Raw genomic sequence first — 12,144 nt, 5'->3', positions numbered from 1 at the left:
CCCGCGCGACCAAGGCGGGCCAGGAGCAGTCTGCGCCTGCGCAAGAGCGGCGTTGAGCTGCGGGAGCATTTCTCGCACGGCGAGGCCCGAACGGCAGCCTCAATCCACGATCAATTTATTGCTGTTCAGCAGCTGCGTGATGATCTGCTGATCCGTGGCGGCACCGGAATACAGCGTCTGCAGATTCACGCCTTCCAGGATGATCTGCTGGGTCTCGGCCGATGCCGAGTAGCTTGCACCCACCGCATGGGAGTCTGCACCGAAGCCGCCCGTGTGGCTGACATGGACCCAGGTATCGCCTCCCGTGATCTCGAAGTGCAGGTAGTTGGCCAAGTTGCCTGCGGCATTGCTGGGGCCTGCGGATTCACCCTGCAGCAGGTCGCGCAGGTCCAGTACATCACCGCCTGCGCCGTTGGTTCCCGCTGCCGCCGTGGAGAAGTTCTGGATCCGGTCCAAGGCCGGCGTTCCCGCTGCCCCCTGATCTCCCAGCAACCAGACAAAGACATCCGCAAAGTTCTCGCCCGCATCGCCGCCAATCAACAGGTCGTCGCCGGAGCCTCCGATCAGCCGGTCCGTGCCCGATCCCGCGTTGAGGGTGTCGTTGCCGCTGCCGCCGATCAGCACATCGGAGCCCGAGCCCGCCGACAGGTTGTCGTCGCCAGCGCCCCCGAAAACGATGTTGTTTCCGCTGCCGGCGTTGATGGTGTTGGCGCCGTTGCCACCGGTGATGTATTCGTTGGCCGAGCTGCCCGTATGGTTGCCGCTCTCGGTCGTGGTGATATCCACGGTCGTATATGAGGCCTTGAGCGTGACCACGGTGGATGTCGATGCCGTGAAGCCGCCGCTGACCTCCGTCGCCGTGACCTGGACCGTGAGATACGTGGCGTTCGTGGTGTAGCTGCCAGGCAGATTCAGGATGAGATTGGGCAGGTCGGCCTCGGTGAATTGCCAGACACCACCACCCAGGTTCGTACCCGCATTGAAGGACAGATTGGTGGGCAGTCCACTGATCCTGATCGACAGGGTTTCCGAGCCATCCGTATCCACCAGCTTCGTGGTTATCGGAAACCTGACGCTGGTCCCGCCTGTGCCGTGTGCGATGGCCAGCAGGGACTTCAGGACAACGACCGAAGGAGCGCTGGCCGTTCCAACCGACAGATTGACCGTGCCGATACTGGTGCCGCCGCGCCCATCGCTGACGTCGTAGAGAAAGCTGGCCGGTCCTTCGTAGCCTGCAGCGGGCGTGAACAGCACCCCGCCCGCCTGCAATGCAAGGCTGCCATTGACCGGCGAATGAGCCAAGGTGATGGTCAGGCTGTCGCCGTCGGCATCCGTGTCATTGGCCAGCAGCGTGGCAAAGCTGATGCTCAGCGGGATGTCCGTGGCAACCATCAATTGATCTGCCACGGCAACCGGTGCATCGTTCACGGGAGTGACCGTGATGGAAACGGTGACGATGTTCCCCATGGCCTGCCCGTCGCTGGCACGGTAGGTGAAGCTATCGGAAGTCGTCTCGCTGCCGTTGTGGGTGTAGCTGAAGGTGCCATTCGCATTCAGGGTCAAGGTTCCGTACGCAGGAGCTGTCACCAGCACCGCGACGAGCGGATTGCCGTCAGGATCCGTGTCGTTGGCCAGCAGGCTGGGCGAGCCCCCCACCAACACGGTGGCTGTGCTCCCTTCGGCCACGGAAATCGAATCCGCCACGGCCACTGGAGGCTGATTGCCGGCAGGCGCAGCAGCAACCGTCACCGACACGCTGGCCGTGGCAGAACCGCCCCTGCCGTCGCCAATGGTGTAGGTGAAGCTGTCGCTGCCGGTGAAGTTGGCGTTCGGCGTGTAGACCGGATTGCCCGTGACGGCATCCACGACCACGGAACCGTGGGTGCCCTGGGTGATGCCGGAAACGGTCAGGCTGTCCCCATCCGCATCGCTGTCGTTCCCGCGCACGGCGATGGTGACGGATGTATCGGCATCGGTGGTGGCCGTATCGTTGCCGGCCACGGGCACCCGGTTCACGAAAACACTCAGCGTGCTGGACGCGCCGGTCTGCACGGTGTAGCCGATGGCCAGCGGATGGCCGCCGCTGTAGTTCGCATCCGCCTGGAAAGTGAAGCTGCCGTCTGCCTGCAGCGCGAAGGTCCCGCGCCCCGCCACGTTCCGGGAGCTGCCGGCCGCCACGGTCTGGCCTTCATAGGTGAAGCTGGCGACCACGAGCGCCCCATCGGCATCGGAATCGTTGGACAGCACATTGCCCGTGCGCTGCCCGGCCGTGTCCACCTGCACGCTGTCGGGCGCAAGCACGCTGGGATGGCTGCCGCGCACGGTGTCCGCCGCCTCGGCGCACAGTTGCGCCACGTCCACCCAGCAGGAATCGCCCGCCTCCAGCGCGGCGCCGACTGCGCAGGCGCTGCCGGGACGTGGGGCCGTCGATGGAATCGCGCCCGGCACGCCCAGCGGAAAGCAGGTGTTCCACACAGGGTCCGTGATGCCGGTGATTTTCAGCCGCACCGACGTCTGGTTGCGATAGACCACGGGCAGGAATCCCTGCGGTGCGCCATCGGCACCCACCGCTGTCGTCTGCACGGGAACGGTGAGCGTCTCGCCTGCGGCCTGGTTGAAGGCTTCCTGCAATTCCTGAATCTGGGCCTGCACCCGCTCGCCCCAGACCGCCGTGGCTGCGGTCAGGACAACAGCACCGCCCATGGCCCAGGCACGCAGGCCGACCAGGGAGATCCGCCCTTTTCGCACACCCCGCACAAGGCAGGCCCCCAAGGCCAACGCCAGCAGCGCAAGAGCGCCAGGGTGGTCCACAGGAATCGCCGCCGGCGCCACGGCTGCCAGCGGTGCCACCGTAATGCTCTGGGCCTGGGCGGCCGGTAAGGCAACAGCAGCAGCAAGAGCGCTGCACGCCTGTACGAAGCCGACGCCACGAGCGGGGAAATGGAAACGTTGCAGCATGGGCCTTGCCGGAAAAGATGAACAGAAAAGACAAGGCAGACCTTCGCGCCAACTTGGGGCTGGTTACAAATGACTGCTCTGCTGACGACTTCTTACTCTATACGGTCGCCTGCGTCGCGCCCATACCTGAAAACAGGTAATTGCATAGATCACTCCGCACCACCGCTTGCGGATATTCGCCCGTGTGCTTGAAAGGCACAGCATGCGCAGGGCCCTGCGCACAGACCATCATCTGTCCCGGGCCCGGAGCACCCATTGCAGGCCATTGACTGCGGCGTAGTCTTTTGCTTTATGCGTCTCTTCAAGTGGCGCTTGCGCCTGTCGCGCTTCCCAGCTGGTCGATCATGAAAGAATGCCAGCTTCTCACCCAACCCCGGCTGATTGCACCCAGCGCGCTGCTCCTGCATCCATGACCACCGACCAGTCCCAGGCGAAATGTGCCTTTGCAATCGGCCTGCTGCTTTTGCTGCCAGCCACTTGGTCCTTTTTCAGCGCCATCTGGTCGGCGATGAGCACAGGGGAGGTGCTTGTCATCAGCATCCACAGATTTCGGACGGAGCGGGTGTTCGTTTCCTGGCTGGAAGGGTGGCCCAGGTTTGCTGGACCCGCCCTGCTCATGGCGTCACTGCTGCTCTGGTGGCTGCAGGGCGTCCACAGCAGCCCAAGGAATTGGCAGGCACCAGGAGTCTGCGCACTCGCGGGCCTGGGCCTGTTGCTGTTCTCCAAATGGTTTGCAGCGTGGAGCGGTGCGGCACTCTTCCTTGGCTGCGCCGCGTACTGCGTATTGGCCGCCTTCGTGAACCATCGGTACAGCCAGGGGTTGGCTGCGGCCCTGCTTCTTGCCTCTGCAGCAGCGCTGCTGTGGCTCCTTGGCTGAGGCCAAGGCAGGCACTTCGCAAACCGGCCTCTTCACCGCAACCGCGCCAATCTCCGCCCGAACTGCTTCAACTCCAGCGCCGCAGCCTGCGCCACGCGTCCTGCATCGCTTTCGCCGTCAGCCGCCCCGACCACGGCCAGCACCGCCAGCCGGCTCTGGTAGCGCGATTCCTGCAGCGGCCTGAACACCAGCTTGCCCCGGTACAGCGAGGCAAAGGACGAAGGGACGATGGCCACGCCCAGGCCGCAGGCCACCAGGGCGAGCACATTGACGAACTGGCCGGCCTCGTGGCGTATGGAGGGGGTGAAGCCCGCGTCCAGGCACAGGGCCACGGTGCGGTCGAAGTAGTCGGCATCCTCGTAGCGCGCAAAGCCCACGAAGGGCTCATGCGCAGCCGATTGCAGCGGTAGCGCGCCTTCGCCAGCCGCCAGCGGATGGGACGGCGCCATGGCCAGGCAGTAGGGATCGTCCATGCCGGCCACTTCCTCGGCCAGTGGCTCGCCCTTGCCGGGGCGCCCGAAGCCCAGGTCCAGCTCTCCGGCGCGCAGGGCGCGCATTTGCTGCGAGGTGATCATCTCGCGGGCTTCCACGCGCAGGTTCCAGCCGGCGTCGGCAATGCGGCGCAGCAGGCTGGGCAGCACCGAGTGCATGGCCGACGGAACCAGGCCCAGGCGAACCACGCTACCAGTCGCCGAACATGGGCGGCTTCACGGTGCGCGGCATGTATTCGTTCGGCGAGGCGGCGGGCTCCAGCGTGGCCAGCCTGTACGGAGGCTCCGTGGACTATGCGGCCGGGCCCTGGGCACTGGGTGCATCGTGGATGCAGCGGCGCACCACGGCCGTGAACACCGACCGCTATGCGCTGCTGGGCGCAGCCTATGACTTCGGCGTGGCGCGTGCCGCGCTGCTGCTGTCCACGCGGCGCGACGACCTGCCTGCCGCCACCAGCGGCCAGGGCCGTTTCTACGAGGCCAGCGTGACCGTGCCCATGGGCATGGCGGGGCAGTGGCTGCTGTCCTATGGCGCCTACCGCGGACAGGCTCGCGCCCAGAGCGATGCGCGTGCGCTGAGCGTGCGCTACGACCACTCGCTGTCCAAGCGCACCAAGCTCTATGCGGGCGTGGGCCGCATCCACAACGAGGCGGGCGCCGCCTTCACCATCAACACCGCCAGCAATGCGGGGCCGGTGGTCCAGGCAGGCAGCCGGCCCAGCTCGGTGGTGCTGGGCATATCGCACGCCTTCTGATTGCCGGGGCAGGCGCGGCCAGCGCCTGCCATGCCGACAGGGCGGCCCGGCTGGAGTCTGGCCGTTGTAACAACCCTATGAAATCCAGGGAATATTTCGCCTATTTGAATGGATTTTTCCAATCAGAAAAAGTCTGTCCAATCAGCGAATTAGGCGATTTGCAAGAGAGAAAGTTTCGCAAAAAGACAAGTGCCTGCGTGATCCGGCAAGAAAAATAAAATCCAAATGTAAACAATTGTTTATCTGGACTGTAAGATTCTTCCAGTCAATCAGTGTTTCCCCAGGAGGGTGTTGTGAAGCACCTTGCCGATGCATTCATCGGGAAAATGCATCGCACCCGCCTGGCCATTGATTTTTTCATATAAGAATTCTTACTCATTCAATCTTTTGACGCACCACATCCACGGCCACCAAGATGAGAGCGCATCCAGATTATGGAGAATAATATACGCCCATCACCAGCAAGCCGATACTGGATATAACAAAATCAGCAGGGCCGATGAATTGCTACAGGCCTGCAAATGGCCAGAGCCTTCCATATATCCCCTGCTGGTGCTCAGATATGTGCAGGAAGCACAGGCCATTTTCGAGCTGCACCGCATGCCTGATCGCGTGGTCTCATGCCGTATTGCAGCCGCCTTCATCCATTGCCAGCTGGGCGAAGAGCGCAACGCGATTGCACTGGCCACTGCGGCAATGGCCAATCCCGCGCTGCTGCAGCCGGAATCCATGGCCTGCGCCACCTATGTGAGGGCGCTGGCGCACAGCCGGCTGGGCGAGCTCGATACCGCCTTGCAATTGATCGAAGGCAAGGACCATGATTTCGCATTGATGGCGCCGGGCATCACGCCCTGGCTGTCCGCCCTGATCAATTGGGCCAGGGCGCAGATTCTGTGGAAGATCTATCTCTACAAGAATCACCAGAATCTGTGGTGCGGCCCGCCCCCGGATTCAGGCCTGGTCCAGCTCGGCGCCGCGGCACCCGACAGCGCCGACCTGCAGGCGCTGCTGGAGCGGGTTGGCCGCCAGCTGCCAACGGGCCTGGCCTGGCCCTACAGCGATTTGCTGCAGCTCTCGGTCAAAGGGCTGGATGCGGGCCGCCGCGAAGCCGCCTGTGTGATCCGCGCCATTGAACGCATCGGCGTCCGCCACCAGATCAAGAACCCGCCGATTGCCGGCTGGGCCTGGCTGAGCAGCGCACTGGTGCACTGCAGCAAGCGCCAATATACCCAGGCCCTGCAGGCGGTGATGCTGGCAAAGTCCACGGCCCAGACCTACCAGCTCGAAGGCCTGTGCCGCAATGCCCTGGTCTACGAGTACCACATACAGGAAACGCAGGGCGATTTTGCAGGCGCGCTGTCCACGCTGAAGGCGCTGAACATCATGCGCCTCAAGAGCATGGCCATCAGCCCCTATCTGGAGAAATCCAGATTCACGGCCATGGACGAGGCACGGCTGCACGATCTGGAACCCGCCTATGTCAAGCGCGCCCTCCAATACATACAGGAAAACCTGGACAAGAAACTACCGATCCAGACCATTGCCGACCATTGCCGCGTCAGCCGGCGCACATTGGAGGTTTCCTTTCGCAACAGCCGGTCGTGCAGCATCGGTGAATATATAAGGCAAAGCCGCATTCATCTTGCGGCCGAATCGCTGCTGACCACCGACCAGAGCATAGGACAGATTTCCTCGCAGCTTGGTTATTCCTCGCTCTCATCATTTTCCAGAGATTTCTCCGGACATTATGGAATACCGCCGTCTGTCTGGGTCCGCCATCATCGATTGGCGTGATCCGGATTTTTATGCGATGCGGCCCGATTGCGTGGCACGCAGCCATATTGAATACTGAAAGGAATACGCATGAAATACCTGAAAAACATGAAGACGGGCTCCATGTTGGGTCTGGGATTTTCGATTCTGATTGCCATCGCGCTGTCGATTGCGCTGTATGGCCGCGCCCAGCTGGTACAGGCCTCCGATGATGTGGCCTACCTGGCCGACAAGCGGATCACCAGCTTGCTCCGGCTGGTGGAGATCAAGGGCTCGGTGGAGTTCATCTTTCGCGGCGTGCGCAGCATGGCGCTGATGGAGGACGCCGGGGAAAAGAAGCTGGCCAAGGCCGCGCTGGATGCACAGCGCCAGAAGATCGGACAGCTGATGGAGAAATTCCGCGAAGGCCTGAGCACACCGCAGGGCGTTGCGCTGTACGACAACATGAAGAACGCGCGCATTGCCTATCTGCCGCTGCTCGACCAATTCATGGAGGCGGCCACGCGCCACGACCTGCAGGCCGTCTCGGCCATGCTCGGCGAAAGCGGGGAGTTCCGCAAACGCCAGGACGCGTTCTTCAACTCCATCAATGACATCCTGGCCCACCAGCAGGTGCGTGCCACAGAAACGGCGCAGGCCTCCGAGGACAAATCCCTGGCTGCCGGGCGGCTGATGCTGTCCCTGGCGCTGGCCGCACTGGCCATAGGCGCGCTGGTGGGCTGGGCCATCACGCGGCGCATCACGGGCCTGCTGGGCGGGGAGCCCGCCTACGCGGCGCAGATCACGCAGGAAGTCGCCAGGGGCAACCTGGCGGTGGCCGTGGCGCTGCGGCCCGGTGACACCACCAGCCTGCTGGCGGCGCTGAACTCCATGCGCGCGAGCCTGGCAGACATCGTCAGCCAGGTGCGCCACAGCAGCGAATCGATTGCCACGGGCGCCAGCCAGATCGCCTCGGGCAACGCCGACCTGAGCGCTCGCACGGAAGAGCAGGCCGCCAACCTGGAGGAGACGGCAGCCTCCATGGAGCAGATGACCGCCACCATTCAGCAGAACGTGGACACGGTGCGCAGTGCCTCGGGCCTGGCCCAGTCGGCCAGCGCCACGGCCGTGCACGGCGGCGAGGTGGTGCATGGCGTGGTCAGCACCATGGAGGACATCACGCACAGCTCGCGCAAGATCGAGGAAATCATCGGCGTGATCGACGCCATTGCGTTCCAGACCAACATCCTCGCGCTCAACGCCGCCGTGGAGGCCGCGCGTGCCGGGGAACAGGGCAAGGGCTTTGCAGTGGTCGCCTCGGAGGTGCGCTCGCTGGCCCAGCGCTGCGCCAACGCGGCCAAGGAGATCAAGGGCCTGATCAGCGAGAGCGTGGGCAAGGTCGCTGCCGGCTCCCGCCAGGTGGCCGAAGCCGGCAGCACCATGAACGACATCGTCACCCAGACGCACCGCGTGGCCGAACTGATCTCCGACATCGGTGCCGCCACGCAGGAGCAGTCCCAGGGCGTGACCCAGGTCAGCGACGCCGTGCAGCAGCTCGACCAGGTGACGCAGCAAAACGCCTCCCTGGTGGAAGAGTCCGCCGCCGCTGCCGACAGCCTGAACAAGCAGGCGGCGCAGCTGGTGCAGCTGGTCAGCGTGTTCCGCCTGGATGAGAACACGACCCGCCCCCAGGCCGCCCTGTCCAAGTCCACGCCGGTGGCAGCGGCCGTGCCGGCGCGCGCACAGACCGCCAAGCCGTCTCCAGCGCTGGCCCCCGCCGCGCCCCGTACCAAGCACCTGCGTGCGGCAGCGGCGGCGGCCTCCAGCGCGCCTGTGGCGCTGCCTGCCAAGGCGGCAACACCCCGCCGCGCCACGGCGGCCGGAATGGCCGAGATGGCCGAGGCCGATGAGTGGGAGCAGTTCTAGAACAGGCTCAGCGCATCACCAGGCCGCCATCGACGAACAGTACCTGCCCCGTCATGAAGCCGCTCAGTTCCGAGGCCAGGAACAGCACCGGCCCCGCCACGTCTTCGGGGCTTGCCAGGCGGCGCAGCGGCGTGGCGGCCATCAGCGATTCTCGGAAGGACTCGCGCGTGTCCTGCGTGCCCTGCGTGGGATAGACCAGGCCGGGCGCCACGCAGTTGACGCGTATGCCCACGGGCCCCAGCTCGCTGGCCAGGTTGCGGCTGAAGGCCACCAGCGAGGCCTTGGCCGTGGTGTAGGCGTGGTAGGGCACGACGGGGTGCTCCACCAGGTTGCTGGCGATGTTGACGATGCTGCCCCGCGCACGCTGGCGCATCTGCGGCAGCACCGCGCGGCAGACGTTGAAGGCCGCGCCCACGGCACCGTCGTATTGGGCCTGGTAGTCGCTCCATTGCAGGTCGTCGAAGAGGCGGCGGCGCTCGGGGTCGAAGGCGTAGGGTTTGAAGGCGTTGTTGACCACGATGTCGATGGCGCCCGCCTCGCGCGCAATGGCCTCGGTCATGGCCTGGACGGCGGGCTGCGAGCCCACATCGGCCTTGATGGCCCAGGCATCGCCTCCGGCCTGCTTGCCCGCAGCCTGGCAGGCCGCCACGGTCTGCGCGGCGGCAGCATCGTTGGACAGGTGGTTGACCGCCACGGTGGCACCCTCGCGCGCAAAGGCGGTGGCAATGGCCGCGCCTATGCCGCGGCCAGCGCCGGTGACCAGCACCACCTTGCCTTGCAGTCCCAGGGAAGACGGCTGTGCCATCTCAGGCCCCGGGCAGCAGGCTGGTGTCCACCACGTCGGACACCTTGATCTGCCTTTGCACCATGCCCAGCGCGCGGTAGGCGTCGGCGCCCTTTTGCAGGGCGGCCAGGTCGAAGCTGCCCAGCGGCTTGCCGGCCTGCAGCGGCTGCGAAGACGCATTGCGCAGGCGGATCACGTCCAGGTTGATGTCGCGCTGCGTGCCGTCGATGGCGTGCTTGCCGGCCAGCGTGGCGGCCTCATCGGGGTTGGCCATCATCCAGGCGGCGCTGTCGCGGTAGCCCTTGAGGAAGGCGCGCAGCAGGTCCTTCTTGTCGCGCAGCGTGTCCTCGCGCACCACGAACATGTCGCTGGAGATGTTGAGGTGATCGCGCACCTGCATCACATCGACCTCGCCAATGCCTTTGCGCAGGCCCACGGCAAGGCCGGTGTCGGTGGCGGCCGTGGCATCGACCTGGCCCTGCATCAGCGGCGCGAAGTTGAGCAGGCCGGTGACGACGATAGTCACGTCCGACTCCTTGAGGCCTGCCTGGTGCAGCATCACCAGCAGGTTCTGGCGCGTGCCGCTGGACAGGCTGTAGACGCCGATCTTCTTGCCCTTGAGGTCAGCCGGCTTGCGGATGCCGGCCGACTTGAGCGAGACCACGTTGAACACGTTCTGCGGGTAGATGTCGTAGATGGCGACCAGCTTCTCGCCCTTGTCCAGCGCCATGAAGAAGGAGCCGGGGTCGGTGAAGGCCACATCGGCCTGGCCGCTGAGCATGTTGCGGATGGCGTCGCCGCCGCCCGCCCCGGGCAGGTAGGCCAGCTCCACGCCCTGGGCCTTGAAGAAGCCCTTGTCGGGCTCGGCCAGGATGTTGGTGATCTCGCTGATGGGCTTGCTCCAGCCGGCCAGGCGGATCTTGCCCTGGGCGGGCGCGGCGGCTGCCGAGGTGCCGGCCAGAGTCAGGCCTGCCAAGCCTGCCAGGCCAGCGGTGGCGCCCAGCAGGCTGCGGCGGGTGAGGAAGGGAGATTGCGGTATGTGCATGGCGCTTGGGAAAAGGTTTCGGAAGTGTTCAGGGTGGTCAGGCGGCGCGCGAGCGCAGCAGCCGGCGCTCCAGCACCAGGCAGGCCTGGTACAGCAGCAGGCCCATGGCGGCGATCAGCACCAGGGCCGCAAACATGAGGGTGGTGTCCATCATTCCCTGGGCGGCAATGACCACGGCGCCCAGGCCGCGGCTGGCGCCCATGAATTCGGCCACCACGGCGCCGACCAGGGCCAGCACCACGGCCACGCGCAGGCCCGCAAGAATGGCGGGCAGACCCGTGGGCAGCTTCAGGCGCAGCAGCGTCTGCAGCCGCGTGGCGCCCAGCATGCGAAACAGCTGCAGCCGCTGGGCATCGACCTGGCGCAGGCCGGTCAAGGTGTTTTCCATCAGCGGGAAAAAGCAGATCAGCGCGGTGATCAGCACCGTGGGCAGCATGCCGAAGCCGAACCACAGCACGAACAGCGGCGCCAGCGCCAGCTTGGGCACGACCTGGCTGACCACCACATAGGGCTTGAGCACACGCTCGAGCAGCTCGGATTCAGCCAGGGCCATGCCCGCCAGCAGGCCGATCGCGCTGCCGGCCGCCAGCCCCAGCAGCAGGGCCTGGAGCGTCGCCCAGATGTGCGGCCAGAAATAGCCCGTGGCCAGCCCCGTCCACAGCGATGCCGCAATGGCCGAGGGCGCCGGCAGCACCAGGGCGGACAGGCCCCATTGCCGCACCAGCAGCTCCCACAGGCCCAGCAGGACCAGCGCCAGCGCGGCGGCCAGCAGGCGGGCATGGAACAAGGACACCGTCATGCCGCCGTCCTGTCCATGGCTGCGCGCACGCGGGCGCAGTGCTCGTTGAACGCCGGCCCGTGGCGCATGGCCTGGGTGCGCGGCGCGGGAAGATCGACCGCCATGTCGGCCACGATGCGCCCGCCGTGAATGAGGGCGATGCGGTCGCCCAGGTAGACGGCCTCGTTGATGTCGTGGGTGACGAAGAGCACCGTGGTGCCGCGCTCGCGGCAGGTGCGCAGCAGGTCGTCCTGCAGCTCGGCGCGCGTGATGGCGTCCAGCGCGGCAAAGGGCTCGTCCAGCAGCAGCAGCGGCGGATCGAGGACCAGCGCCCGTGCCAGCGCCACGCGGCTTTGCTGCCCGCCCGAGAGATGGCGCGGATGGCGCTGCGCGTGGCTGGCCAGGCCCAGCTGCTCCAGCAGCGCCAGGGCGCGTTGCTCGTCCTGCGGCGCGGGGCGCCGCTGCAGCGACACGGGCAGCAGCACATTGCCCAGCGCCGTATGCCACTCCAGCAGCGTGGGCGCCTGGAACATGAAGCCCAGCTGCGGGCCTGGCTCGGCCAGCTCCGCGCCACGCAGCAGGATGCGGCCCGACTGCGGCCTCAGCAGCCCGGCTGCCAGCTTGAGCAAGGTGGTCTTGCCGCAGCCGCTGCGGCCCAGCAGGCAGTGGACCTCACCGGCCTGCACGCGCCAGTCCACGCCGTCCACCACGGGCGGGCGGCCCGGATAGGTGAAGACCACTTGCTCGACATCGAGAAACGCCATGGTTGCAGCCCCGT

General features: G+C 65.7%; 10 protein-coding genes. 4 read left to right on the top strand and 6 right to left on the bottom strand.

Annotated features, from left to right (window positions below):
• Window positions 1–99: 99 nt before the first annotated feature.
• The gene (locus ACUTR7_RS25770) at window positions 100–2,958 is read right to left on the bottom strand and encodes a midcut-by-XrtH protein (protein WP_445610139.1); all 2,859 of its coding nucleotides are present in this window, start codon (window positions 2,956–2,958) and stop codon (window positions 100–102) included.
• Between the two features lie 409 nt (window positions 2,959–3,367).
• Here ACUTR7_RS25770 and ACUTR7_RS25765 point away from each other — a divergent pair, with 409 nt between their 5' ends.
• The gene (locus ACUTR7_RS25765) at window positions 3,368–3,835 is read left to right on the top strand and encodes a hypothetical protein (protein WP_097201963.1); all 468 of its coding nucleotides are present in this window, start codon (window positions 3,368–3,370) and stop codon (window positions 3,833–3,835) included.
• Between the two features lie 32 nt (window positions 3,836–3,867).
• Here the strand turns inward: ACUTR7_RS25765 and ACUTR7_RS25760 are convergent, their stop codons facing one another.
• Window positions 3,868–4,515, bottom strand: a complete 648-nt coding sequence (locus ACUTR7_RS25760) for a LysR family substrate-binding domain-containing protein (RefSeq protein WP_445610138.1) — start codon at window positions 4,513–4,515, stop codon at window positions 3,868–3,870.
• Window positions 4,516–4,532: 17 nt separating this feature from the next.
• Here ACUTR7_RS25760 and ACUTR7_RS25755 point away from each other — a divergent pair, with 17 nt between their 5' ends.
• The 3 genes from ACUTR7_RS25755 to ACUTR7_RS25745 all read left to right on the top strand — a co-directional run bounded on the left by ACUTR7_RS25755 (window position 4,533) and on the right by ACUTR7_RS25745 (window position 8,759).
• Window positions 4,533–5,081, top strand: a complete 549-nt coding sequence (locus ACUTR7_RS25755; protein ID WP_445610137.1) for a porin — start codon at window positions 4,533–4,535, stop codon at window positions 5,079–5,081.
• A 309-nt stretch (window positions 5,082–5,390) separates the two neighbouring features.
• Entirely contained in the window at window positions 5,391–6,875 is a 1,485-nt protein-coding gene (locus ACUTR7_RS25750; RefSeq protein WP_224986248.1) for a helix-turn-helix domain-containing protein, read from the top strand.
• 69 nt (window positions 6,876–6,944) lie between these two features.
• Window positions 6,945–8,759 (top strand): methyl-accepting chemotaxis protein, encoded by a 1,815-nt coding sequence (locus tag ACUTR7_RS25745; RefSeq protein WP_445610136.1) that lies wholly within the window; start codon window positions 6,945–6,947, stop codon window positions 8,757–8,759.
• Window positions 8,760–8,766: 7 nt separating this feature from the next.
• Here ACUTR7_RS25745 and ACUTR7_RS25740 read toward each other — a convergent pair whose 3' ends face one another.
• Genes ACUTR7_RS25740 through ACUTR7_RS25725 form a run of 4 tightly spaced genes read right to left on the bottom strand, consistent with a single transcriptional unit; the run spans window position 8,767 to window position 12,130 of the window.
• On the bottom strand, window positions 8,767–9,564 hold the full coding sequence (locus ACUTR7_RS25740) for an SDR family oxidoreductase (protein ID WP_445610135.1): 798 nt from the start codon (window positions 9,562–9,564) through the stop codon (window positions 8,767–8,769).
• Between the two features lies 1 nt (window position 9,565).
• The gene (locus ACUTR7_RS25735; RefSeq protein ID WP_445610134.1) at window positions 9,566–10,588 is read right to left on the bottom strand and encodes an ABC transporter substrate-binding protein; all 1,023 of its coding nucleotides are present in this window, start codon (window positions 10,586–10,588) and stop codon (window positions 9,566–9,568) included.
• A 37-nt stretch (window positions 10,589–10,625) separates the two neighbouring features.
• Window positions 10,626–11,387: an ABC transporter permease gene (locus ACUTR7_RS25730; protein WP_016450562.1), complete on the bottom strand. Its 762-nt coding sequence runs from the start codon at window positions 11,385–11,387 to the stop codon at window positions 10,626–10,628.
• Complete coding sequence (locus ACUTR7_RS25725) at window positions 11,384–12,130, bottom strand: ABC transporter ATP-binding protein (RefSeq protein WP_445610133.1); 747 nt, start codon at window positions 12,128–12,130, stop codon at window positions 11,384–11,386. The genes ACUTR7_RS25730 and ACUTR7_RS25725 overlap by 4 nt, the downstream gene beginning before the upstream one ends.
• Between the last annotated feature and the right edge of the window lie 14 nt (window positions 12,131–12,144).

It is taken from the genome of Delftia sp. NA_296.1 (assembly GCF_052692095.1).
This window is presented reverse-complemented; position numbering and strand designations above follow the sequence as displayed.